Annotated in this window: 21 protein-coding genes; 12 read left to right on the top strand and 9 right to left on the bottom strand. The window is 56.0% G+C overall.

Annotated elements, in window-relative coordinates; genetic code table 11:
- Positions 1-71 precede the first annotated feature (71 nt).
- Positions 72-725, top strand: a complete 654-nt coding sequence (gene ribB / locus ACQG2Q_RS21945; RefSeq protein WP_003862538.1) for a 3,4-dihydroxy-2-butanone-4-phosphate synthase — start codon at positions 72-74, stop codon at positions 723-725.
- Between the two features lie 44 nt (positions 726-769).
- Here ribB and ACQG2Q_RS21940 read toward each other — a convergent pair whose 3' ends face one another.
- The 5 genes from ACQG2Q_RS21940 to zupT all read right to left on the bottom strand — a co-directional run bounded on the left by ACQG2Q_RS21940 (position 770) and on the right by zupT (position 6,707).
- On the bottom strand, positions 770-1,831 hold the full coding sequence (locus ACQG2Q_RS21940; protein ID WP_032626303.1) for a type 1 fimbrial protein: 1,062 nt from the start codon (positions 1,829-1,831) through the stop codon (positions 770-772).
- Positions 1,815-2,576 carry a fimbrial biogenesis chaperone gene (locus tag ACQG2Q_RS21935; RefSeq protein WP_063849810.1) on the bottom strand — a complete coding sequence of 254 codons (762 nt, stop codon included), beginning with the start codon at positions 2,574-2,576 and terminating at the stop codon, positions 1,815-1,817. Before ACQG2Q_RS21935 ends, ACQG2Q_RS21940 begins: the two co-directional genes overlap by 17 nt.
- A 9-nt stretch (positions 2,577-2,585) precedes the next feature.
- Positions 2,586-5,030 (bottom strand): fimbria/pilus outer membrane usher protein, encoded by a 2,445-nt coding sequence (locus ACQG2Q_RS21930; protein WP_032621915.1) that lies wholly within the window; start codon positions 5,028-5,030, stop codon positions 2,586-2,588.
- A gap of 76 nt (positions 5,031-5,106) precedes the next feature.
- Entirely contained in the window at positions 5,107-5,667 is a 561-nt protein-coding gene (locus ACQG2Q_RS21925) for a fimbrial protein (RefSeq protein ID WP_022649431.1), read from the bottom strand.
- Positions 5,668-5,933: 266 nt separating this feature from the next.
- The gene (gene zupT / locus ACQG2Q_RS21920; protein WP_022649430.1) at positions 5,934-6,707 is read right to left on the bottom strand and encodes a zinc transporter ZupT; all 774 of its coding nucleotides are present in this window, start codon (positions 6,705-6,707) and stop codon (positions 5,934-5,936) included.
- A 130-nt stretch (positions 6,708-6,837) separates the two neighbouring features.
- Here zupT and ygiD point away from each other — a divergent pair, with 130 nt between their 5' ends.
- Complete coding sequence (gene ygiD, locus ACQG2Q_RS21915) at positions 6,838-7,626, top strand: 4,5-DOPA dioxygenase extradiol (protein ID WP_063849811.1); 789 nt, start codon at positions 6,838-6,840, stop codon at positions 7,624-7,626.
- An 81-nt stretch (positions 7,627-7,707) separates the two neighbouring features.
- Here ygiD and ACQG2Q_RS21910 read toward each other — a convergent pair whose 3' ends face one another.
- The 3 genes from ACQG2Q_RS21910 to tolC form a co-directional block, all read right to left on the bottom strand.
- Positions 7,708-8,868, bottom strand: coding sequence for a glutathionylspermidine synthase family protein (locus ACQG2Q_RS21910; RefSeq protein WP_063849812.1), 1,161 nt, complete (start codon positions 8,866-8,868; stop codon positions 7,708-7,710).
- A gap of 2 nt (positions 8,869-8,870) precedes the next feature.
- A complete protein-coding gene (locus ACQG2Q_RS21905; protein WP_006811983.1) occupies positions 8,871-9,536 on the bottom strand; it encodes a DUF1190 family protein in 666 nt (221 codons plus the stop codon).
- A gap of 190 nt (positions 9,537-9,726) precedes the next feature.
- Positions 9,727-11,205: an outer membrane channel protein TolC gene (gene tolC / locus ACQG2Q_RS21900; RefSeq protein WP_022649426.1), complete on the bottom strand. Its 1,479-nt coding sequence runs from the start codon at positions 11,203-11,205 to the stop codon at positions 9,727-9,729.
- 203 nt (positions 11,206-11,408) lie between these two features.
- Here tolC and nudF point away from each other — a divergent pair, with 203 nt between their 5' ends.
- Genes nudF through parE form a run of 5 tightly spaced genes read left to right on the top strand, consistent with a single transcriptional unit; the run spans position 11,409 to position 15,817 of the window.
- Positions 11,409-12,041, top strand: a complete 633-nt coding sequence (gene nudF / locus ACQG2Q_RS21895) for an ADP-ribose diphosphatase (RefSeq protein WP_022649425.1) — start codon at positions 11,409-11,411, stop codon at positions 12,039-12,041.
- The gene (locus tag ACQG2Q_RS21890; RefSeq protein ID WP_003862516.1) at positions 12,038-12,460 is read left to right on the top strand and encodes a DUF1249 family protein; all 423 of its coding nucleotides are present in this window, start codon (positions 12,038-12,040) and stop codon (positions 12,458-12,460) included. The genes nudF and ACQG2Q_RS21890 overlap by 4 nt, the downstream gene beginning before the upstream one ends.
- A 27-nt stretch (positions 12,461-12,487) precedes the next feature.
- A complete protein-coding gene (gene cpdA, locus ACQG2Q_RS21885) occupies positions 12,488-13,315 on the top strand; it encodes a 3',5'-cyclic-AMP phosphodiesterase (protein WP_022649424.1) in 828 nt (275 codons plus the stop codon).
- Positions 13,315-13,896, top strand: coding sequence for an esterase YqiA (gene yqiA / locus ACQG2Q_RS21880; protein WP_023306967.1), 582 nt, complete (start codon positions 13,315-13,317; stop codon positions 13,894-13,896). The genes cpdA and yqiA overlap by 1 nt, the downstream gene beginning before the upstream one ends.
- Before the next feature lie 28 nt (positions 13,897-13,924).
- Complete coding sequence (gene parE / locus ACQG2Q_RS21875) at positions 13,925-15,817, top strand: DNA topoisomerase IV subunit B (protein ID WP_022649422.1); 1,893 nt, start codon at positions 13,925-13,927, stop codon at positions 15,815-15,817.
- A gap of 108 nt (positions 15,818-15,925) precedes the next feature.
- Here parE and ACQG2Q_RS21870 read toward each other — a convergent pair whose 3' ends face one another.
- Entirely contained in the window at positions 15,926-18,055 is a 2,130-nt protein-coding gene (locus tag ACQG2Q_RS21870; protein ID WP_063849813.1) for a TonB-dependent siderophore receptor, read from the bottom strand.
- 384 nt (positions 18,056-18,439) lie between these two features.
- Between ACQG2Q_RS21870 and ACQG2Q_RS21865 the strand changes: the two genes are divergently transcribed.
- Genes ACQG2Q_RS21865 through ACQG2Q_RS21845 form a run of 5 tightly spaced genes read left to right on the top strand, consistent with a single transcriptional unit; the run spans position 18,440 to position 23,101 of the window.
- On the top strand, positions 18,440-19,252 hold the full coding sequence (locus ACQG2Q_RS21865; protein ID WP_023306964.1) for an ABC transporter ATP-binding protein: 813 nt from the start codon (positions 18,440-18,442) through the stop codon (positions 19,250-19,252).
- Positions 19,249-20,232, top strand: coding sequence for a FecCD family ABC transporter permease (locus ACQG2Q_RS21860; RefSeq protein ID WP_022649420.1), 984 nt, complete (start codon positions 19,249-19,251; stop codon positions 20,230-20,232). Before ACQG2Q_RS21865 ends, ACQG2Q_RS21860 begins: the two co-directional genes overlap by 4 nt.
- Positions 20,229-21,269: a FecCD family ABC transporter permease gene (locus ACQG2Q_RS21855; RefSeq protein WP_038416737.1), complete on the top strand. Its 1,041-nt coding sequence runs from the start codon at positions 20,229-20,231 to the stop codon at positions 21,267-21,269. Before ACQG2Q_RS21860 ends, ACQG2Q_RS21855 begins: the two co-directional genes overlap by 4 nt.
- A gap of 9 nt (positions 21,270-21,278) precedes the next feature.
- A complete protein-coding gene (locus ACQG2Q_RS21850) occupies positions 21,279-22,229 on the top strand; it encodes an iron-siderophore ABC transporter substrate-binding protein (RefSeq protein WP_023306962.1) in 951 nt (316 codons plus the stop codon).
- Positions 22,226-23,101 carry a MurR/RpiR family transcriptional regulator gene (locus tag ACQG2Q_RS21845; protein ID WP_015571883.1) on the top strand — a complete coding sequence of 292 codons (876 nt, stop codon included), beginning with the start codon at positions 22,226-22,228 and terminating at the stop codon, positions 23,099-23,101. The genes ACQG2Q_RS21850 and ACQG2Q_RS21845 overlap by 4 nt, the downstream gene beginning before the upstream one ends.
- The last annotated feature ends 50 nt before the right edge of the window (positions 23,102-23,151 follow it).

Genomic DNA, 23,151 nt, shown 5'->3' with positions numbered 1-23,151 from the left:
TTGCCGCTTGTACGGCGCTCCTAAGACTGCCCTGATTCTGGTAACCATAAAGTTAATGAGGTTTTTTTACCATGAATCAGACGCTACTTTCCTCTTTTGGCACTTCAACTCAACGTGTTGAACATGCACTGGATGCACTGCGCGAAGGCCGCGGTGTGATGGTGCTTGACGATGAAAACCGTGAAAACGAAGGCGACATGATTTTTGCCGCCGAGAACATGACCGTTGAGCAGATGGCGCTGACCATCCGTCACGGTAGCGGCATCGTATGCCTGTGCATCACCGAAGACCGTCGCCAGCAGCTTGATCTGCCGATGATGGTTGAAAACAACACCAGCGCCTTTGGTACCGGCTTCACCGTGACCATTGAAGCGGCACATGGCGTCACCACCGGGGTGTCGGCGGCTGACCGCCTGACTACCGTGCGTGCAGCGATTGCTGATGGTGCAAAACCCTCCGATCTGCACCGCCCTGGTCATGTCTTCCCGCTGCGCGCGCAGCCGGGCGGCGTGCTGACCCGTGGTGGTCATACCGAAGCGACCATCGATCTGGTGACGCTGGCTGGCTTCAAACCCGCAGGCGTGCTGTGCGAACTGACCAACGATGATGGCACCATGGCGCGCGCGCCGGAGTGCATCACCTTTGCGCGTCTGCACAATATGCCAGTGGTGACGATTGAAGATCTGGTTGAATACCGCCGGGCGCATGAGCGTAAAGCCAGCTGAACATGCTGATGTGAAAAAGCCGGGGAAACCCGGCTTTTTTGTTTCTAGTGGTAGTTAATTTTGAACAGTACCACGGTTTCAAACGGCCCGGACTGAATCGCTTTTCCTTCATCCCGCGAAAGTTCAGCCGTGTAGTTTTGCTCAAGATTCATCATATCGCCCGTAAAATCGGCGTATTCCTTGTACTGGTTGAATGTGTAAGGCTCCGTTCCGTTAAGAATACGCAGCTTTAACCCATTCCCTATCAGTACCGCGGTGTCGTCTGCGCTGAGCGTTTCGGTGGTGTAAAATGACGAGTCCATCTTAAATCCGTCCGAGCACTGGGCATCCTGCACTTTGGTGGTTCGTATTGAAAACGTGCGAATACGCTTCTGCTGATTCACAATGTCGCGCGCACTGAAAGTGCCGAAGTCGATCTCCTGATTCTCAGGGTAAATGCTAAACGTCGCCCCGCAATCAAGAACCGTAATGTTTTGCAGCCCGTTGATGTGATACTTCAGGTTCTTCGCGTCGGCCATCTGATTAACGCCGCCCTTACCGTCAAATTGCACAACGATGTAATCGCTGAGCGAACTGACATAGCCATGCGGCGGCACAGCCTTTATTCTCACGAAAAGTCGTAATCGCGCGACGAACGTGCGCGAAATATGGATATCATCCGGATTACCAGAGCAAATGCGATTCTCCCAACCCATCTGGCGGATTTGAGCAGGGGTGTAAATAGTGATGTTATTGTTGTCCAGACACTGGCGGGTATCCACGCCGTTGGGCTGACCTGTAGCATCGTAATCTATACCTTCATAGGTGACGCCCAGCTCATAATAGGGATCGGTTGCGGCAGGATAAGGATTTACCCAGGCAAAGACATCTTCCGGCTTAAAATTGCTCGAGACGTTGTTGTCACACGTCACCGGAATCCTAATGTCATCAGACTCCCATATTTTTTGGCCAATTTGGGCGTTGCTGGGTATGGCAAAGGGGGAGATCGTTTTTGTCTCCTCGACGGAACCGCCAGAGCCACCCAGATAACAGTTAAGCGCCATCGCATCTTCCAAAGGCAGCGCTGAAAGCAGCAATGTAAGCAGGACACTAGCGAGCTTTCGCATCTTTATCGATTTTCCGTTCGGTAAGTTTACATTGCGCCGTTCCGGTGCACTGCACGTCGACTTTTTTCAGTGCACCGTAATCGTCGATATAGCCGATGCTGTAATAACTACCGTGGTAATCGCCGGTAGACGCGGTTGCCGTGGCGAAAGGCGCAATCATCAGACTGCCAAAACCCGGCAGCATGGTTTTAGCATTTTTGCTCAGCCACGCCAGCGTGATGTAGTACGGCGTAGGGTTGTGGACCGTGAGCCCATTCGCGTTGGCGGAAACTTCCATTCGCATTTCAGTCAGTTCGCCGGATTTTTTGCTAATCGCTTCTGGACGCCAGAACAGCTTAATTCGGCTCTGCATTGCTACCTGCATCACGCTGCGCTCCTCGCTGGCGCTGGTGTTTTTTGGCGGTACTTCACGCAGGTTGAAATAAAACAGCGATTCCCTGTCTCCTGGCAGCTGGCGAGTAGCGGCTTGTTTAACAATCCTTATCTGCGACGAGGTGCCCGCTTCGATACGTTGAATGGGGGGAAGCGCCATAAAGTGCGTATCTTCTTTTTGTCCCTTTTCATCTTCAATCCAGGAGAGCGCCAGATAAGGCAGCACCTTGCTCTGATTGTCCACTTTCAGGCTGCTGGCCTTGTCGCTTTCTGGAAAAACAATGCGCGTGCGGTCCAGATTAATGGCTGCGTGGGTAGCAAATGCTGTGCTGGTTAGCATCAGGCACAGGCTTTTAAACGGCGTTAATTTCATGATGATTTCTTACTGACACGGCAGTATCAACTGCATACTGTTTTCTAAGTGAGAAGGTAACGAGAAGCGACACTGTTGGTTGTCGCCCCATGTCACGCGAAACTGCTGTTCTGGCTCAACGGCGGCCAGCCAGACGCGGCCTTCATCGGCCACCATCCCAACCTGCAAATTGCTTGCTTCCAGGCGAACAATCGCCCCGAGAGGTGGCGCTCCTGATGACATTCGTAGAACGCCTGTCACGTCCTTACCTGCGCGCGTGGCAATCTGACGATAACCAATGGCTCCCTCAGTCCAGGTTGAGGTCACGACGCGGTTGTCTACGTCCACGCCATCAGGGAGGTTGTTCAGATTGACCTGCACGCTGGAGGGGGAATAGCTGGAGAATGACGGTAAAACGCCGATGCCAAAACGGTTGGTCTCATCTCGCGACATGTTCAGCGGGATATTGCCTACCCCGTCGGTGCTGACCATCACACGAGGTTCATTACCGTAGCTGCGCCGGTGCAGCGCGGCGCCTTTCGCCGTTGAGGTGAAGGAACCACTCCAGCTCGCGCTGAGGGAGTTATATTCGTCAGCTTTATAGCTGCCTGAGAGATTGAGATCGCCGTACGTAGAATAATGCTGATAATTCCCGCTGACCTGCGCGCCGGAATCTGGCTTCCCGCTCTCCGCGCCTGCGGAAACGCCCCAGGTATTATTGCGATCCGACGTGTCATACCACGACACGTTATGACTCAGCGTGTCGCTGTTACGCAGGTCATAGTTAAGACGATGGTCGGGATCGAGCGGTACGCTGAGCGAGAGATAGAACTGAGTATCGTCACTTTCGTCTTCCTCATCGTAATGCGTTTTACTCCAGGACAGGGTTACGCCGAGGTTCTTCCAGCGGCCCATATCAAAGTTGTAGCCCGCCGTGATGCTGCCGGTCGTGGAAGGTGAATCATTCCACCATGTCTGACGCAGCATGTTGACGTACAGGTTCAGGGATAACGCTGAAATGTACTGGCTTGCCGTCACGCTCAGGGTTTGTTTCTCCGACTGGCGGTCACCGTCGTCATAATCAAGGTAGCGGGCGTAGCTCAAAAACTGGGGGTCTGAGTAGCGGTAGCTGGCAAGCGTAAGCTGACTGCCGGTGGTATCGAAACGCTTGCTGTAGTTAATGCGATAGCTGTAACCCGTCTGACTGCGCTGGTGTGGCAGCTGGCTGGTGGCCTGCGTGACGTCAAAAGAGAGCGCCCCCAGCCAGGCCATATTCTGGCCGATCCCGGCAGCGACTGAACGATAACCGTCGCCATCAGTCAGCGTGCCGCCATACAGGGAGGTGTGTGACAGCATGCCCCAGGAAAATTCGCCGCTCATGAAGGCGTTATCTTCGACGTCATGGGAGGCACCCTGGCGCGCTTTACCCGCCGCGAACTTGTAGCGAACCTGACCCTTGCGCGTTAAAAACGGCACGGACTCGGCAGAGACCTGGAAGGTGCTGACGCGGCCGTCCTCTTCCGTGACTTTGACGTCCAGCGTGCCCTGAACCGACTGGTTAAGATCCTGAATAACAAACGGGCCTGGTGGCACTTTACTTTGGTAAATCACGCGATCGGCAAGGCTTACGGTCACCGTGGCGTTGGTTTGCGCTATCCCGGTAATCTGCGGAGCATAGCCGCGCAGCGACCATGGCAGCATACGTTCTTCGCTGATTAGCGATGCGCCGGTATAGGTAAAAGCGTCAAAAATTGCGGACTGGAAATCCGTTTCACCCAGCGTCAGTTTCGCTCCGATTGAGGGCAGAGGGCGGAACATATAAACGCGTGAAAAACGGCCATCCTGCTCTGAGCCTGCTTCAGTATCGCTTCGCGTGTACTGGTAATCGCTTCGCAGGCGCCACGCGCCCATGTTCGCACCGACGGTGCCATAGGTATTGGCGTTGTTATTGCTGCTGCCGCTATTGGGCTGATAATGGCTGGCAAAAAGATTGTAATCCAGCAGTACGCCCGGCACGCCGTTGTCCCAGGTGGATGGCGGCATCCAGTCCACCGCACGGTATTGCAGCCATGCCTGGGGGATCGTCACATTCAGGGATTGGCTATCTTGCTCAAACGTAAATCTGATGTCTGGTCTGGCGGCGAAATCAACGCATCCCTCTTTTTCTGGCAAAGCGTGACGAACCTCATCCTGTAACGCAAATGTATCGGCCAGTTCGGGAGGAATACACACTTGAACTGCATTATTTATTTCTCTCCAGCGAAGGAGCCAGCCATTTGCCAGCGGAATATCATTAACTGAAACGGTAACGAAATAGCTTCCCGGCGTAACCGATATTTGATCTTTAAAACGTGATAAATCGACGCTGCCGCGCTGATCTTTATCAATGGCGTTTATATTAAATTCAGTGGCAGAGGTAAGTCTCGTCATTAACAGGGATGCAATGATGATTATCCATTGTAATTTGTATGTCATCATCCTGTTACTCGAATATATAAAGGATGCCGACCGGTATGAATTACCAGTCGGCTAATACTGTTACGTAACAGAACTATTTGTACAACAGGACGTAGTTAGCCGTGGCTTCAACCTGGCCTGCCGTCGCAGTTTTACCCGTGGGGACTTCCATAACCGCTTTGAAATGCAGCGTCTGGGTGGTTGATCCTGCCAGCAACTCAACCTCGTTGGATTCTCCCAGCGTGATAGCAGCCTCCGCATTATCCAGCAGACGTACACCCACGTTCTGCGCACCACTTGCATAGGTGTTACTCATCAGGCTGGTGTCTGTCGCGTCTGTCGCTGCGCTGGTGAAGGTGACATCCACTTTGGTAATTGGCGTGTCGGTTTCGTCTGCCGGATCGTCAAGCTGGCAGTTTTCCAGATTAATATCGACCGGAACCGGCGTGGATTTTTTGTTGGCGTTGATAACGGCCGTAGTCACTTCACCCAGATCGACTTCTTTATCAACGCTGTCTGGTGCGATGCTGCACGGTGCGTCAATAACAACACCTTTGAATTTGATTTTGCCAGAGCCTTGATCTTCAGCAAAAGCAGAACCTGACACAATGCCAGCCATAGCCGCTGCTAACAGTAATTTCTTACCCATATACATGGAAATATCCTTTTTCAGAGTGATTCATAATGTGAATATTAATTTCAGAATACTTGCAAAGTATACGGATTGGGGTGGGAATACGCGATTAACGTGACTTAAATATATTTGTAGGTGCTTTTAATTAATATTTTCAGGCTATCTTAAGAGACGCCTTTTTTTGAAATTCTAATGGGTTTATATTTGGTGAGTTATTATAGGATAAATATATAGGATTGTTATTTTGAATAGTATAATGCCTCCGTATGAAACGGAGGCATTAATTCTTAACCAATACCTGCCGTTTGTAGCAGAACCAGACTCATCCCCATCACTGACATTCCACACAGCACGCCGTAGCTTGGGTTATTGTTGGGATCGATCTCTTTTGCCAGCGGCATCAGCTCATCGACAGAGAGCGCGACCATAATCCCGGCCACGGCAGCCATAATTGCAGCCATTACAACCGGGGATACGAGGCTACCGAGGATCAGCCACGCCAGCACGCCGCCGAGAATTTCAGCCATCCCGGAGATACCCGCCCAAAAGACAGCTGTACGTTTTGAACCCGTGGCGGCATAAACGGGCCCGGCAACGGCAAGTCCTTCAGGAATATTGTGCAAAGCAACGGCCAGCGCGACACCAAAACCCATTTCCAGGTTGCTGCTGGCCGTGACATAGGTGGCGATACCTTCCGGAAAGTTATGCAGGCTGATACCCAGCGTCAGCAGAATGGCCGTGCGTTTGATATTGCCAGGGATGGGGGCAACGCTTTTTTGCATTAGATCCTGCGGGTGCGCGTGAGGAAGGATACGGTCGAGTGCAAAATAACCCAGCAGGCCAATGATAAACATGCCATAGCCCAGAACAGGCGACATCCCTTCGGCGTGAAGCGCGGCGGGCAGCATCTCCATCAGCGAGATAAGCAGCATGATCCCGGCGGCGAAACCCAGCGAGAAGGCCAGCAGGCGATTAGAGGGTTTTTGACCGAGTACCCCAAGGAACGCACCGATAAAGGTCGCGGCGCCCGCAAGTAAGGTCAAAATCAAAGGTACTGACATGCATTCTCCTTAAGCGATATCTGGCATTCAAATTTCCTGATGATGATCTTCACGGTTATCTACGTTCATCTTCACCTGAATGCGCGTAATGTAGGCCCATCACTTTGTCACTTCCTCTAAGGATATCACCATGTCTCCTTCTCGTATGCCAGCACTGTTTTTAGGCCATGGCAGCCCCATGAACGTTCTGGAAGATAACGTCTATACCCGCGCCTGGCGTCAGCTGGGTAAGACGTTACCGCGTCCGAAGGCAATTGTGGTGGTCTCTGCGCACTGGTTTACCCGGGGTACCGGCGTGACGGCCATGGAAGCGCCAAAAACGATCCATGATTTTGGCGGTTTTCCGCAGGCGCTATACGATACGCATTATCCGGCCCCCGGTTCGCCTGAGCTGGCGCAGCGGCTGGTTGATCTGCTCGCCCCTGTTCCGGTTGCGCTGGACAAAGAAGCCTGGGGCTTTGACCATGGCTCGTGGGGCGTGCTGATTAAGATGTATCCTGATGCGGATATCCCGATGGTGCAACTGAGTATCGACAGCACCAAACCGGCTGCCTGGCACATGGAGATGGGGCGTAAGCTGGCTTCGCTTCGTGATGAGGGCATCATGCTGATTGCCAGTGGCAACGTGGTGCATAACCTGCGTACGGTACGCTGGCACGGTGAAAATACGCCGTACCCTTGGGCAACAGCCTTTAATGACTATGTAAAAGACAACCTGACCTGGCAAGGGCCGGTCGAACGGCACCCTTTGGTGAACTATCTGGATCACGACGGCGGTTCGCTCTCTAACCCGACGCCGGAACACTTCTTGCCATTGCTGTATGTATTAGGCGCATGGGATGGTCAGGAGGTTATCACAACACCGGTCGACGGTATTGAGATGGGGAGCTTAAGTATGCTGTCGGTGCAGGTGGGGTAAAACATGCCCGGTGGCGCTGCGCTTACCGGGCCTACGCTCAACATGTAGGCCGGGTAAGGCGAAGCCGCCACCCGGCAAGTCTTATTCAATAAAAATATGCGGGTAGAAACGCGACAGATCCTGCGTAATCAGCGCGCGATCTTCGCGAATACCAATCCCGGCAGGCTGATCGTTAATAAGCCAGCTGCCGATCAGCGTATAGCTGTCGCCAAACTTCGGCAGTTGATAAAACGCCTGGACGATCATCCCTTCCTCACCGTACGGCCCTTCAACCGCTTCCAGCGTTTTACCGTTTTCGATAATCGAGACGTTCGCGCCTTCACGGGAGAAGATTGGCTTAACGACGTATTTCTCCATCGGCGGGAAATCATCTTCGGCAAAGTAAGCAGGCAGCAGGTTCGGGTGGTTCGGGAACATCTCCCACAGCATTGGCAGCAGGGCTTTATTGGAGATAATGCTCTTCCAGGCTGGTTCCAGCCAGCGCACACCGGCGTCTTCCAGCTTGGTAGAAAACATTTCGCGCAGCATGTATTCCCACGGGTAGAGCTTGAACAGGTTGCTGATCACCTGATCCTGCGTGTCCGTAAACTGACCTTTTTCACCTAAACCGATCTCTTCGATATAGAGGAATTCCGTCGCCACTTCCGCTTCGGCTGCGCAGTCCTGCAAATACTGAACCGTACCGCGATCTTCTTCGGTATCGCGACAGCAGGCGAGGTGCAACAGGTTGAAACCGTGCTGTTCACGCAGTTCGGCGAAACGCTCAATCAGTTTTTCCTGAAGGCTGTTGAACTGGTCGCTGCCTTCCGGCAAGTTTCCGGCATTCGCCTGATCTTCCAGCCAGATCCACTGGAAGAACGCGGCTTCGTACAGGGAGGTTGGCGTATCTGCGTTGTTTTCTAAAAGCTTCGGTTCACCCACGCCATCCCATGCCAAATCGAGGCGAGAGTAGAGCGAAGGCTGGTTCGTTTTCCAGGTCTGACGAACAAAGCTCCAGGTGTGCTTCGGAATGCGGAATTTGGTCATCAGCTCATCGCTGTCGATGACTTTCTCTACCACCTTCAGGCACATCTGGTGCAGTTCTGCGGTCACCTCTTCAAGCTTTTCGACCTGCGCGAGCGTGAGCTTATAGTAAGCGTCTTCACACCAGTACGGCTCGCCGTACATGGTGTGAAAGTTGAAACCGTATTCGGTGGCTTTTTCGCGCCAGTCCGGGCGCTCGACAATACTGACTCGTTCCATGATCAGCCGCCCATTGAGCGAGTCGAAGAGCCGGTCGCACTACGCTGCATGGTGGTTTGTTTCGCCACAGACTCACCGAAGCCGCCACGGGTAATGGTGCTGGTAGTGGCTGGTTTCGGTGCCATCGCGGTTTTCGGTACGGTCATCGTACGGCCAGGCGTTGCCGCACCGTAACCCTTGCCGGTGGCATCGGTGTATTTACCGTACGCCGGGCTGTTTGGGTTTTTAGAACTAAACAGCGGTTGCTGCTGGTAGCCCGCGCCGCCGCTCATCAGACGGCCCATCATATAACCCGCCATCAGAGGCATCCAGAAGCTACCGCTGGACTGTGCCTGCGCCTGGTTTTCCGGTGCCATACCTGCCTGAGCAGGAGCCTGCTGGCACTGGCCTTCGCCGAATTCGGCTACACAGTCTTCGCGTGAGGCATATTTCGGCGCGGTACGTTCTGCCTCTTTCAGGGCGTTGTTATAGGCCGTCGTACACTCGGCGGCTTTACCGGTTGCGCTCGCACAATCGTCAGCGTTTTGATAGAGCGACACCGTTTCGTCGCTTTGCTCACAGCCTGCCAGCATAAAGACGGCGGTGACCGCCAGCGCGACAGGTGTCAGGTGGCGTGCGTTCCAGCTTTTGCGGAACGACGCGTGATTCATCGTTTTTGTCCGTTTCATATTTGTCTTCCAGGACCCAGGGGTATTAACGCTCAGGATAGAGGATGAGTGGTTGAAAATGAAGCGAAGAGGGGCGAAATCCGGGGGATCTTTACGTTGGCTTACGTTCGGGGGGGATTAATGTGCTCCCTCTCCCTGTGGGAGAGGGCTGGGGTGAGGGCATCAGGCCGCACTGGGCCTGATGACACACTTAGTTGCGGAACGGATTCGTGCCGCTGCTGGCAGGTGAGGTGCTGCGTGCTGCCGCTGGCTGTGCAACCGGGGCGCTGCCGTTAGCGTTGAAGTTATCAACCGCGGCATCCTGCTCTGGATTTTCCGGCGCCACGCTGTCAGGCGACGTGGATACCGGTTTACCCAGCGTACTGTTCAGCATTTGCAGATCCTGCTCGTTCAGCGTACCCAGCGCCTGCTTGATGTTCAGCTGGTTAATCAGGTACTGGTAACGTGCGCTGGAGAGCTGCTGTTTCGCGTTATACAGCGTGGTCGTTGCGTCTAACACGTCAACGATGGTACGCGTACCGACGGAGTAGCCTGCTTCCATCGCGTCCAGAGAGCTTTGCGCAGAGACAACGGCCTGTTTGTAAGCGTTGATGCTACTGATAGAGGCATTGACGTTGTTAAAGGAAGAACGCACGGTCTGCACCACGTTGCGGTGCGCGCTTTCCAGTTGCTCGCTGGCGCCCACAAAGTTGTACTGCGCCTGTTTCACCTGAGAGTTAACCATCCCGCCCTGGTACAGCGGCAGAGAGAAGCTGAGGCCCACTTTGTTCTGGCCAACGTTGCTGTCGTCATAGGCCTGAGACGTCGTTTTAGACCCGCTGTAGCTGGTATCCGATACGCCGGTAGAGGCGCTCAGGCTCAGGGTTGGCAGGTGACCATCCTGTGCAAGGCGGATCTGCTCGCGTGCCAGATCCTGGCTCAGGCGCGCCTGCAATAAGGTCAGGTTACGGTTTTCCGCTTCTTTCAGCAGAGCATTAACCGCCTGCGGTTTGTCCGTTTTGAAACTGTCCACGTTCAGAGAGGCCAGCTCAGGATAGTAGTTACCGGTGACCTGACGCAGTGCTTCCAGTGCGTTGTCGAGGTTGTTACGTGCGGTCACTTCGTTAGCCAGTACGGTATCGTACTGTGAACGGGCGTTCTGCACGTCCGTGATCGCGACCAGGCCTACGTTAAAACGCTGGGTGGTTTGATCTAACTGGCGGTAAATCGCCTGTTTCTGCGCTTCGGTATAGGAGAGCGCGTCAATCGCGCTCAGCACCTGGAAATAGGCGGTCGCGGTATTCAGGATCAGCGTTTGCTGATCGGTCTGATAGGTGACATCCTGAATGCCTGCGCTCTTTTCCTGCAAACTCAGTTCACGCCATTTGGACATGTCGAACAGGGTCTGTGTAAGCTGTAAAGAGGCGCTGGTGGCATTCGAGTCGATGCCATTGTTATCGCGAAAACCGTTAGTGTAGGTATAATCTGCACCTAAGCCTAACTGCGGCAGCAGTGGACTACGTGCTTCGTTAATCTTTTCAAACGCAGCATCACGATCGGCCGCTGATTTACGTAAATCAGGGTTGCCCAGACGTGCCTGCTGGTAGACCTGTAACAGGTTCTCTGCCTGGCTCATTGCACTGAAGCCCGTCAGGCTCAGGCCGATAAGGATGGGGAGCAATTTCTTCATTTGCATTCCTTGTTGTGAAGCAGTATTAGCGCTGATCTAATTAAAAATAATTGCCGATTCTAACAGAATCATCCACACCAAAAGGTTGGCGTAACGTGCCATCTGGCGGTAATTTGCTCCAATCTACCATATAGCCATACAAACGGCAGCCAAACAGCCTTGAAATTCACAATTTCATCACCATTGCTACCAGGACTCGACCGATGCAAAAACCAGAAAACGTGCCTGTCACCTTCGCCAAAAACGATGTAGAAATTATTGCACGAGAAACGCTTTATAGCGGTTTTTTTTCAATGGAACTTTACCGTTTCAGGCATCGCCTGTTTAACGGTGAAATGAGCGGTGAAATCAAACGCGAAATTTTTGAGCGCGGGCATGCGGCAGTCTTGCTACCCTTTGACCCAGTGCGTGATGAAGTCGTGCTGGTCGAGCAGGTCCGTATTGCGGCGTATGATACCAGCGAAACGCCGTGGTTGCTGGAGATGGTGGCCGGGATGATCGAGGAGGGTGAGTCGGTCGAAGACGTCGCTCGCCGCGAGGCGCTGGAAGAGGCAGGCCTGGCGATCGGTCGGACGAAACCGGTGTTGAGCTACCTGGCAAGTCCGGGGGGAACAACGGAACGCTCATCTATTATGGTGGGCGAAGTGGACGCCACGACAGCGAAAGGGATCCACGGTCTGGCAGATGAAAACGAAGATATTCGGGTTCATGTGGTGAGTCGGGAGCAGGCTTACCAATGGGTAGAAGAGGGTTTAATCGACAACGCAGCGTCTGTCATCGCCTTGCAATGGCTGCAACTGCATCATCAGAATTTACGAAACGAGTGGAAAAAATGAAGCGCTATACACCTGACTTCCCAGAAATGATGCGCCTGTGCGAAACCAATTTCGCCCAGCTGCGCCGCCTGCTGCCGCGAAACGACGCGCCCGGCGAAACGGTAAGCTATCAGGTGAGCAACGCGCAGTATCGGTTAACGATAACAGAATCAACGCGCTACACTACGCTGGTGGAGATTGAGCAAACGGCGCCGAGCATCAGCTACTGGAGCCTGCCGTCAATGACGGTACGTCTTTATCATGATGCGATGGTCGCTGAAGTGTGTTCAAGCCAGCAGATCTTTCGCTTCAAAGCGCGGTATGATTATCCGAATAAAAAGTTGCATCAACGCGACGAAAAGCATCAAATTAACCAGTTTTTAGCCGACTGGCTAAGATATTGTTTAGCACATGGAGCAATGGCGATTCCGGTTTGTTAGCGTCATAAACCTACCTAAGGACACCATTTGGAAAGCCTGTTGAACCTGACTGTTGCTGGTGGGGCGCCAGTCAGGATATTACAAATCACCGACACCCACCTTTTTGCCGAAAAGCATGAGACGCTTCTGGGCGTGAACACCTGGGAGAGTTATCAGGCGGTTCTTGACGCGATCCATGCTGAAAAGCGGCCATGCGATCTGATCGTCGCGACAGGCGATCTGGCGCAGGATCAATCCTCCGCAGCCTATCAGCATTTCGCCGAAGGAATTGCGAGCTTTAGTGTGCCTTGCGTCTGGCTACCGGGCAATCACGATTTTCAGCCCGCCATGTACAGTTCGCTTCAGGAGGCGGGGATTTCGCCGGCAAAATGTGTCTTTACGGGGGACCAGTGGCAAATTCTGCTCCTCGACAGTCAGGTGTTTGGCGTTCCGCACGGTGAGTTGAGCGACTATCAGCTTGACTGGCTGGAGACAAAACTGGCCGCCGAACCGAATCGTAATACGCTGCTGTTACTGCATCATCATCCGCTGCCGGCGGGCTGTAGCTGGCTTGATCAGCACAGCTTACGCAACTCTGCGGCGCTGGATAGCGTGCTGGCGAAATTCCCGCGCGTGAAAAATTTGCTGTGTGGGCACATTCACCAGGAACAGGATCTCGACTGGAACGGTCGCCGCCTGCTCGCGACGCCGTCCACCTGCGTGCAGTTCAAGCCCCATTGCGCTAACTTCACGCTGGACACCATCGGACCGGGCTGGCGCTGGCTGGACCTGCATGCCGACGGCTCGCTGACCACCGAAGTGTGCCGTCTGGCTGGCGCGCAGTTCCGCCCGGATACCGCTTCAGAAGGCTATTGATGTCGACGCTCCTCTATCTGCACGGGTTCAACAGTTCTCCGCGTTCCGCAAAGGCGACGCAGTTTCGCCAGTGGCTGAGCGAACATCATCCGCACGTGGAGATGATTATTCCGCAGCTGCCCCCTTATCCGGCGGACGCGGCAGAAATGCTGGAATCGATTGTGCTTGAACACGGCGGCGAATCGTTTGGCGTTGTCGGCTCGTCCCTCGGCGGCTACTACGCCACCTGGCTGTCGCAATGCTTTATGTTGCCCGCTGTCGTCGTTAACCCGGCGGTCCGGCCATTTGAGCTGTTAAGGGACTTTCTTGGCGAAAACGAGAACCCCTACACCGGCCAACAATATGTGCTAGAGTCACGCCATATTTACGATCTCAAAGTTATGCAGGTCGACCCGCTTGAAGCGCCCGATCTTATCTGGCTGCTGCAACAGACGGGAGATGAAGTGCTGGATTACCGCCAGGCAGTGGCGTATTACGCATCCTGCCGCCAGACTGTAGAAGAGGGCGGAAACCATGCTTTCACGGGCTTTGAAGATCATTTCACCCAGATTGTCGATTTTCTTGGACTGCACAGCCACTGACAATCAATGCGAATTGCTAGCTTAAATCATGACGCAAACCTATAACGCTGATGCCATTGAGGTACTCACCGGGCTTGAGCCGGTTCGCCGCCGCCCGGGGATGTACACCGATACGACGCGCCCAAACCACCTGGGCCAGGAAGTAATTGATAACAGTGTGGACGAAGCGCTGGCAGGTCATGCCAAACGCGTGGACGTTATCCTGCACGCCGATCAGTCGCTGGAAGTCATCGACGATGGCCGCGGCATGCCGGTGGATATTCACCCGGAAGAGGGGGTTCCTGCCGTTGAGCTGATCCTCTGCCGTCTGCATGCGGGCGGTAAGTTCTCCAACAAAAACTACCAGTTCTCTGGCGGCTTGCACGGCGTGGGGATCTCTGTGGTTAACGCCCTGTCAAAGCGCGTGGAAGTGAACGTCCGTCGCGACGGCCAGGTGTATAACATCGCGTTTGAAAACGGCGAAAAAGTGCAGGATTTGCAGGTCGTCGGGACGTGCGGTAAACGCAACACCGGCACCAGCGTCCATTTCTGGCCTGACGAAAGCTTCTTCGACAGCCCACGCTTTTCTGTTTCCCGCCTGACGCACCTGCTGAAAGCCAAAGCGGTGCTGTGCCCAGGCGTAGAAATCACCTTTAAAGATCACGTTAACAACACCGAACAGAGCTGGCGCTACGAAAAGGGTCTGAACGACTACCTGTGCGAAGCGGTTAACGGCCTGCCGACCCTGCCGGAAAAACCGTTCGTCGGGAATTTCGAAGGTGATACCGAGGCGGTGGACTGGGCGCTGCTGTGGCTACCTGAAGGCGGTGAGCTGCTGACGGAAAGCTACGTCAACCTGATCCCAACGCTGCTCGGTGGGACGCACGTCAACGGCCTGCGTCAGGGTCTGCTGGATGCGATGCGCGAGTTCTGCGAATACCGCAACATTCTGCCGCGCGGCGTGAAGCTTTCCGCAGAAGATATCTGGGACCGCTGCGCCTACGTGCTTTCCGTGAAAATGCAGGATCCGCAGTTTGCCGGTCAGACTAAAGAGCGCCTGTCGTCACGCCAGTGTGCGGCGTTTGTTTCCGGCGTGGTGAAAGATGCGTTTACCCTGTGGCTGAACCAGAACGTTCAGGCCGCAGAAATGCTGGCTGAAATGGCGATCTCCAGCGCCCAGCGTCGTCTGCGCGCGGCGAAGAAAGTGGTGCGTAAAAAACTGACCAGCGGCCCCGCGCTGCCGGGCAAGCTGGCGGATTGTACCGCGCAGGATCTCAACCGCACCGAGCTTTTCCTGGTGGAAGGGGACTCGGCGGGCGGATCGGCCAAGCAGGCGCGCGATCGTGAGTATCAGGCGATCATGCCGCTCAAGGGTAAGATCCTCAACACCTGGGAAGTCTCGTCTGATGAAGTGCTGGCCTCGCAGGAAGTACACGACATCTCCGTGGCGATCGGCATCGATCCGGACAGCGACGATCTGAGCCAGCTGCGCTACGGCAAGATCTGTATCCTCGCGGATGCGGACTCCGATGGTCTGCACATCGCCACGCTGCTGTGCGCGCTGTTCGTGAAGCACTTCCGCGCGCTGGTGAAAAACGGTCACGTCCACGTGGCGCTGCCGCCGCTGTACCGTATCGACCTTGGCAAAGAAGTCTACTATGCGCTGACGGAAGAAGAGAAAGCGGGCGTGCTGGAACAGCTGAAGCGCAAGAAGGGCAAACCGAACGTGCAGCGCTTTAAAGGGCTGGGCGAGATGAACCCGATGCAGCTTCGCGAAACGACGTTGGATCCGAACACGCGCCGTCTGGTGCAGCTGACGATCAGCGACGAAGACGAACAGCAAACCAACGCCATGATGGATATGCTCCTTGCCAAGAAACGTTCGGAAGACCGACGTAACTGGCTGCAGGAGAAAGGCGATATGGCGGATATTGAGGCCTGATGCTGAAAAAGCCCTGCGATGCAGGGCTTTTTTTTGCCCGGTGGCGCTGCGCTTACCGGGCCTACGATCGATCCCCTCGCCCCTCTGGGGAGAGGGTTAGCACTGACGTCAAAACTCCATCTTCACCGTAAACTGCACTTCACGCGGGTCGCCAATCTGGTTGCCCAGGTTATTGGTCGCAATCGACGACGTGTAGTAGGTCTTATCAAACAGGTTTTTCACGTTCACCTGTAGCGTCACCGGATATTGCAGCTTCATTTTGTACGCCGCAAATGCATCCGCTACGAAATAGCCCGGCAGATAATAATCCGCACCGTTAGTCGCTGAACGACGGCTCACGCCGTGCCCGCCGCCGCCAATTGTCAGCGTATTCCCGGCAAACGCATTGTGAATATCGTACGTCAGGAACAGGGAGCCGGTATGGCGCGGCACGTTCGGCAGCGGTTTGCCCGCGTAGTCCGGGTCTTCCAGCACCTTCGCATCGGTATAGCCGTAACTGGCGATAATGTTGGTGTTCTCGGTCAGCGATCCGGCGAGATCCACTTCGACACCCTGCGAGCGCACGCGGCCCGCGGTTTTGGCGACGGTTTCATCACCGATGCTCTCGGTGTACAGCACGTTGCGCTTGTGGATATCAAACAGCGCGATGTTGGCAGTAATGCCGTCGAACAGGTCGAATTTAGCGCCTATTTCATACGCGTTCGACGTTTCCGGCGGCAGGTCGCCGATGTAGCTCGCAATGGACGACTGCGGCATAAACGTCTGGGAATAGTTAGCAAACAGGGAGACTGCCGGCGTGAGCTTGTATACCAGGCCCAGCTTCGGCGTCCACTGGTCGTCGCGGCTGTCGGTGTTGACGTTAAACGGACGGCCTTTGCCCGCGTACTGGGTGTAATACTGGTAGCGCAGTCCGGCAACGGCGATCCATTTATCGGTCAGGTACAGCGCGTCCTGCGCGTAAGCGGAGTAGCTCTCCTGCTTGATGGTTTGATCGCTGTCGGATGCCGAGACAGTGGTGCACTTGCCGAGGCTGCCGTAGCTCGGGTTGTAAATATTGAAACCCTTAACGTTCTTACAACGGATCATGTCCGTACGCAGCAGATCGTAATTCTCATACGACACGCCGGTCAGGATCTCATTGTAAAAGCCCGCGATGTCCACGTTCCCCTGCAAATCTGCCCGCGTTGTGTGCATACGCTGGGTCGAACCCTGGGTCGCATCCACGCGGCGGGTCAGGTTGCCGGTTTTTGAATCGTAGGCCATCACGCGAGCCTGGTTATCGCTGTACTTATCCTGGCTGTAGCTGTAGTCGAACTTCGCGGTCCACTGGCTGTTAAGGCGATACTCCGCATTAAGCTGAGCGAGGTCGGACTGACCGTCGGTCACGTTAAATGGCTCATCAAAGCGGGTTTTGCGATCGACGTCGACGGCCTTTTTGGTGTTGAGATCGAAGATCGTTCCGCGATCGAACGGCGTTTTATAGTCGCGATGCGAATAGAGCACGGTCACGGTGGCATCATCGCCGAACCAGGTCAAAGACGGGGCGATAAAGGTGCTGCGTTCGGTGCCGAAATTACGCCAGTAATCCTCGTCCTGATACTCCCCCGTCAGGCGATAGGCCAGACGCGTACCTTCAATCGGACCGGTGACGTCAAACTGTCCGGTACCGCCGCCAAAGCTGGTTGATGTGGCAGAAATCGAGCCGCCGAAGGTTTTCTCCGGGCGTTTGGTCACCACGTTAATCAGGCCGCCGGGGTCGAGAATACCGTAAAGGGTCGAGGCCGGGCCTTTTAGCACCTCCACGCGCTCGGTTGCGGCATTGAAGCTGCGCGGCAGCACGGTGCGCAGGCCGTTGGTCATGATCGAGCCATCGCGGTTTGCGCCGAAGCCACGGCGCACGAAGGCATCCTGCGTGCCGCCCAGGGTGTTGGTCTGCACCACGTTGCTGACGTTATACAGCGCCTCGTCGAGCGTGGTCGCGTTTTGGTCTTCCAGCACTTTATCGCTGACGGTATTGACCACCTGCGGGATGTCCAGCATCGGCATGTTGGTCAGCGTGGCGGTGGAGGTGTTCAGGGGCTGATAGCCGCTGGTGGCGTCGGTGGAAGCGTAAGGGTCGGCAGTGACGGTAAGCGTCTCACCGTCTTTTGCTGCTGCGTGCACCAGAGGTGCCATGAACAGGAGTGAAAAGAGCGCGCGCCCTTTTACCCCGGCGAATGAAGGTGTGAACTTAGCCATTACATCTGTTTTCCCAAAATATCCTGCGATGAAATGCTCGCGGAAGAATGTGTGAGTCATTGCCCTTACGGTCTGTCCGTTAGCCTCTACGGCATCGGACTTGTAATTGAGAATCATTCAAGCATGAGGGAATGTAGTAGTAAATGGAATAAATAAAAATTTCGCTACAGAGGTTTCTCTCTGGCTAATACGCGTTGATTTCCTGTTTAAGGCATTGAAAATAATTGATAAAAAGGAATTTTGATTTGTGAAGCGATGCTCAGTTATCCCTGGGGTTTACAGGGTATATCTTCGCTTGACTACTACATGGCGCGGCGGCAAACTCACAAAAGAGAATGAGTTTTATTTTTATTTGTTGGTTTTTTTTCTTACGTTGGCGTTCACGTGGCTCACTACATCAAAAAGCCGGGACTGGTTCTTGAGAACCTCTCCGCGGGTTACCAGAAAAAAATCATCGTTGATGATATCTCCCTTGCGATCCCCCAGCAGAAAATGACTGTTCTGGTGGGCGCAAACGGCTGTGGAAAATCGACGCTGTTAAGTACCCTCGCGCGACTGCTTCAGCCGCTCGGCGGCAGCGCGGTGCTGGACGGCAAAGCCATCCACTCGCAGCCAACCAAAGCGGTCGCCCGCCAGCTCGGGATCCTGCCGCAGTCTCCGCTGCTTCCAGAAGGGTTAACCGTATTTGAGCTGGTCTCGCGCGGACGTTTCCCCTGGCAGAACGTGATGCGCCAGTGGAGCGAAGAAGACGAGCGGGCCGTGGAGGAGGCGTTACGCCTGACCGGAACGGCAGAGTTTGCCCATCATCTGGTTGAAAGCCTGTCCGGCGGCCAGCGCCAGCGCTGCTGGATCGCCATGGTGCTGGCGCAGCAAACGCCCTACATCCTGCTGGATGAACCCACGACGTACCTCGATCTTCGCTACCAGGTGGAGATCCTCGAACTGCTGCACACGCTGACGCGCCGGCACGGGCGCACCGTGGTGGTGGTTCTGCACGATCTCAACTTCGCCGTGAACTACGGTGATTCGCTGGTCTTTTTACGTCAGGGAAAGGTTGAGGGGGTACTGCATGAGGGCGATGCCTGCACGCCGGAGCTGATCAAAGCGGTGTTTGATGTCGACGTGCATATGTCGGTTAACCCGCTGACCGGCAAGCCGTTCTTTATGCCGTTCCGTCAGGCTGTCGACAAACCATGATGCGCACGTCTGTGGCCTTTATTCTCTTTACGCTGCTGCTTCTGGCAGGCGCGATTGCGCACCTGAGCATCGGGGCGCGCGTTATCGCCCCCCGGACGGTAGTAGACGCATTTTTCCACTTCGACCCGCGCAATTTTGAGCATAGCGTGATCGTCAGGCTGCGCTTGATGCGACTGTGCGCCGCCCTGGTGACGGGCGCGGCGCTCGGCGTCGCGGGCGTGCTGCTGCAGTCAGTGATCCGCAACCCGCTCGGCGAGCCGCATATCCTGGGGCTTAATGCAGGGGCGGCGCTGGCGGTGGTGCTGACGAGTGCTCTCGGGCTGTCGCTGCCGTTTGGCCGCCCTCTGATAGCCGCAGCTGGCGCCGCCGCGCTCTTTTTGCTGGTGCTAACGTTCTCCTCATCCGGGCGTACCGGTCTCACGCCGATGAAGGTCACGCTGTGCGGCGTGGCGATGTCGGCATTTGCCTCATCGATAACCGCCACGGTGTTGATTCTGGATGAACAGACGCTGCTGGCCATGCGGACCTGGCTTGCGGGGGATGTGGCGGGAGTCATCGGCGAGACGACCGCTAGCGCCGCGGGAGCCGCTGCCGTGGGTTTTGCGCTGGCGCTCTGGCTGTCGCCGTCGCTGAACATGCTGGCGCTGGGGGACAGAATGGCGCAGGGGCTTGGCGTGTCGCTGCTGAAAACGCGCCTGCTCGCGCTGCTGGCCATCGCCCTGCTGTGCGGCGCGGCGGTTTCAGTTGCCGGACCGATCGGGTTTATCGGACTCGTTGTGCCGCAGCTGATTCGCCGTCTGGTATCGGTGGACCTGCGCGTGATGGTGCCGCTCTCAGCCCTCTGCGGGGCGCTGGTTCTGCTGATGGCGGATATCGCCGCCCGCACGCTGTTTACGCCGTATGAGCTGGCAACCGGCGTGATGACTGCGCTGGTCGGCGCGCCGGTCTTTATCCTTATGGCGTCAAGGATGTTCAAATGAACCGGGCTGGATTGAGGGCAGTACGATTTTCCTCCTTCTCGGCGCTGGTTCGCCCGAGGGCGCTGCTGTATCTGACCGTTTTAACCCTTGCCGTTTTACTGCTGCTAAGTTTTGGCCTGACGCACGGCTCGCTGCCCATTCCTGCTTCCGCCATCGGACGTGCGCTGTTTTATCCTGAACGTCTGACGGCGGATGCGCATTACATTGTGATGGATATCCGCCTGCCGCGCCTGCTGATGGCGGTGCTGTGCGGCGCGATGCTCGGCATGGCGGGGGCGGCCATGCAGTCCATTACCCGCAACGGCCTTGCTGACCCCGGACTTATCGGCGTGAAAGAGGGCTGTAGCGCGGCGGTGCTGCTGCTGATTTTTCAGTTTCCGGGATTGGGGCCGTACTGGCGTCCACTTATCGGCATGGCCGGTGGGCTGCTGACCGCGCTGCTGGTAGTGGCGCTGGCGCGTGATATCTCGCGCCCGCGATTCATCCTGATCGGCATCGGCGTGTCATGGGCGTTTGCCGCCGCGATGGGGGTCTTTATGACGACCGCCGACGTGCGCGACGTCCAGACGGCGATGCTGTGGCTGGCGGGGAGTCTGCATGCGGCAAGCTGGACGCTGGTCAGCATCGCTGCTGCCTGGACAGTGCCGGCGTTTGCGCTGCTGCTCTTTACCGCGCGCGCCGCAGACGTAGCCTTGCTCGGCAACCACACTGCGACGGGGCTGGGCGTGCGGACTTCACGCCTCGCGCTGCTGCGCGTGTTTGCCCCCGTGGTGCTCACCGCGGCCTGCGTCTCCTGCGTGGGGAGTATCGGCTTTGTCGGGCTGATTGCCCCGCACATGGCGCGCCTGCTGCTGCGCGGAGGGCAAACGGCACTGCTGACGGGAAGTGCCGTACTGGGCGCGCTGCTGGTGCTGCTGGCGGATAACGTCGGGCGGCTGGCATTTCTCCCGTTGCAGCTGCCGGCGGGAATTGTCATTTCACTGATTGGCGGACCGTTTTTCCTGCTGCTGCTCTGGCAGCGTCGGGATCGATTTTAGGGGATAGAAATGCGCGTATTTTTTGCAATGCTGGTGCTGGTGGGTTTTGCTGCAGGAGCCGCAGAGCCAACGCAGACGTTTACTGACGACCTGAACCGCAAAGTGGTGGTGCCGGTTAACCCGAAGCGGATTGTGTCCCTGCACGACCTGGATATCACCATTCCGCTGATCGAGCTTGGCGTACCGCCGGTTGCCAGCCATGGCCGCACCCGACCGGACGGCAGCCATTTTCTGCGCTCCAGCGGCATGCTGACGGGCATCGACTTTGATAATTCCGACATCACATTCATCGGCACCGCCGATATCGATATTGAAGCCATCGCCGCGGCGAAGCCGGATCTTATCATCACCGAGCCGACCCGCAACACGCCGGTCGAACAGCTGGAAAAAATTGCCCCGACGGTGAGTATCGATCACCTCGACGGCGGCGCGCCGGAGATCTACCGCAAGCTGGCGCAGCTTACCGGGACAGAGGCGCGGCTGAAAATTCTGGAGCGTCGCTATCAGGAGCAGATCGAGGCGCTAAAGGCGACCATCGATACGAGCAAACTGACCGTCTCGGTGATTCAGGCCAATCAGGGCAAAATCAACGCCATGCACAGCTACCACTCGCTTGGGCGCGTGCTGCGCGACGCAGGGTTCAGGTTCCCGCCGCTGATTGAGAGCATCCCGGAGGGCGGGCGCATCGACGTCAGCGCCGAGCGTCTGCCGGAGCTGGATGCTGATTTTGTCTTTGCAACCTGGCGCGGGGACACCGGCGGAAAACCGCAGGACGAGCTGGCGGCGATGGATGCGGTGATGCCGGGCTGGTGTCAGTTTCTCAACGCCTGCCGAACCGGGCATTACGTGCTCATCTCCCGCGAGGAAGCGATCTCAAATTCATTTGCCTCGCTGGGGCTGATGGCCGCGCAGGTGCAGTCGCAGATAGCGGGCCGTCCGCTGCCGGAGGCCGCTCGATGATCCGAAAAATTGATGTCTACGGCGACCGCCTCCGCTCGCGGGCGCACCAGCTGACGCCGCGCCTGCTGCAGGTGGCGAGCTATATCAATGAAAATCGTGAAGCGGTTATGGAGCAGACGGCAATGGAGATTGCCGCTGTGCTACACACCTCGGACGCCACCGTGGTGCGTGCCATTCAGGCGCTTGGGTTTGGCGGGCTGCGGGATCTCAAGCAGACCCTGGAGCAGTGGTTTGGCCCGGTGGTCACCTCCAGCGAGAAGATGTCCACGACGGTAAACACGCTTACCAGCGACGTCGACGCGAGCATCGATTTTGTGCTGGAAGGCCATCAACACACCTGCGCGGTGTTGTCCGAACCGGGCAACCGCTACGCGATGGCGCAGGCGGTGTCGCTGCTGGCGCAGGCGAGACAGGTCGCTATTTTTGGCATTGGCGCATCCGGCATTCTGGCTGAGTACACCTCGCGACTATTTAGCCGTATAGGCCTGCCTGCGATCCCGCTCAACCGCACCGGTATTGGCCTCGCCGAACAGCTGATTGCCCTACAGCGCGGTGACGTGCTGGTAATGATGGCGCAAAAATCCGCGCACCGGGAGGGACAGACCACGCTGCGCGAAGCGAAGCGCCTGGGTATTCCCACCATTTTGCTGACCAACGCCACTGACTCGCGCTTTAGCAAAGAGGCAAGCGTAGTGATCCACGTCCCGCGCGGCGGCGAGAAGGGCAAAATCCCGCTGCACGGCACGGTGCTGCTGTGCCTGGAGATGATTATTCTGTCCGTCGCCTCCACCGAGCCGCAGCGCACCATCAAGTCGATGAAGCGCATCAACGAGTTACACCGCGGATTAAAGCCGGGCAAGAAGAGCGGTTGATTTTCCCCCTCTCCCCGTGGGCTGAGGGATCCCCAGTAATTTTTTTATGC

It is taken from the genome of Enterobacter cloacae complex sp. 370H10, assembly GCF_050031535.1.
In the GTDB taxonomy this organism is placed as follows: domain Bacteria; phylum Pseudomonadota; class Gammaproteobacteria; order Enterobacterales; family Enterobacteriaceae; genus Enterobacter; species Enterobacter intestinihominis.
The sequence above is the reverse complement of the archived record's forward strand: the minus strand, read 5'-3'. Positions and strand labels throughout refer to the sequence as shown.

What these genes read in the sequence shown, in the direction of transcription:
- ygiD (WP_063849811.1), top strand. Translation starts at nt 6,838, where the DNA reads ATGTCTCCTTCTCGTATGCCAGCACTGTTTTTAGGCCATGGCAGCCCC.
- ACQG2Q_RS21850 (WP_023306962.1), top strand. Translation starts at nt 21,279, where the DNA reads ATGCGCGTATTTTTTGCAATGCTGGTGCTGGTGGGTTTTGCTGCAGGA.
- ACQG2Q_RS21860 (WP_022649420.1), top strand. Translation starts at nt 19,249, where the DNA reads ATGATGCGCACGTCTGTGGCCTTTATTCTCTTTACGCTGCTGCTTCTG.
- yqiA (WP_023306967.1), top strand. Translation starts at nt 13,315, where the DNA reads ATGTCGACGCTCCTCTATCTGCACGGGTTCAACAGTTCTCCGCGTTCC.
- ACQG2Q_RS21890 (WP_003862516.1), top strand. Translation starts at nt 12,038, where the DNA reads ATGAAGCGCTATACACCTGACTTCCCAGAAATGATGCGCCTGTGCGAA.
- ACQG2Q_RS21930 (WP_032621915.1), bottom strand. Translation starts at nt 5,030, where the DNA reads ATGACATACAAATTACAATGGATAATCATCATTGCATCCCTGTTAATG.
- nudF (WP_022649425.1), top strand. Translation starts at nt 11,409, where the DNA reads ATGCAAAAACCAGAAAACGTGCCTGTCACCTTCGCCAAAAACGATGTA.
- ACQG2Q_RS21870 (WP_063849813.1), bottom strand. Translation starts at nt 18,055, where the DNA reads ATGGCTAAGTTCACACCTTCATTCGCCGGGGTAAAAGGGCGCGCGCTC.
- ACQG2Q_RS21935 (WP_063849810.1), bottom strand. Translation starts at nt 2,576, where the DNA reads ATGAAATTAACGCCGTTTAAAAGCCTGTGCCTGATGCTAACCAGCACA.
- zupT (WP_022649430.1), bottom strand. Translation starts at nt 6,707, where the DNA reads ATGTCAGTACCTTTGATTTTGACCTTACTTGCGGGCGCCGCGACCTTT.
- ACQG2Q_RS21905 (WP_006811983.1), bottom strand. Translation starts at nt 9,536, where the DNA reads ATGAAACGGACAAAAACGATGAATCACGCGTCGTTCCGCAAAAGCTGG.
- ACQG2Q_RS21855 (WP_038416737.1), top strand. Translation starts at nt 20,229, where the DNA reads ATGAACCGGGCTGGATTGAGGGCAGTACGATTTTCCTCCTTCTCGGCG.
- parE (WP_022649422.1), top strand. Translation starts at nt 13,925, where the DNA reads ATGACGCAAACCTATAACGCTGATGCCATTGAGGTACTCACCGGGCTT.
- ACQG2Q_RS21910 (WP_063849812.1), bottom strand. Translation starts at nt 8,868, where the DNA reads ATGGAACGAGTCAGTATTGTCGAGCGCCCGGACTGGCGCGAAAAAGCC.
- tolC (WP_022649426.1), bottom strand. Translation starts at nt 11,205, where the DNA reads ATGAAGAAATTGCTCCCCATCCTTATCGGCCTGAGCCTGACGGGCTTC.
- ACQG2Q_RS21940 (WP_032626303.1), bottom strand. Translation starts at nt 1,831, where the DNA reads ATGCGAAAGCTCGCTAGTGTCCTGCTTACATTGCTGCTTTCAGCGCTG.
- ACQG2Q_RS21925 (WP_022649431.1), bottom strand. Translation starts at nt 5,667, where the DNA reads ATGTATATGGGTAAGAAATTACTGTTAGCAGCGGCTATGGCTGGCATT.
- ACQG2Q_RS21845 (WP_015571883.1), top strand. Translation starts at nt 22,226, where the DNA reads ATGATCCGAAAAATTGATGTCTACGGCGACCGCCTCCGCTCGCGGGCG.
- ribB (WP_003862538.1), top strand. Translation starts at nt 72, where the DNA reads ATGAATCAGACGCTACTTTCCTCTTTTGGCACTTCAACTCAACGTGTT.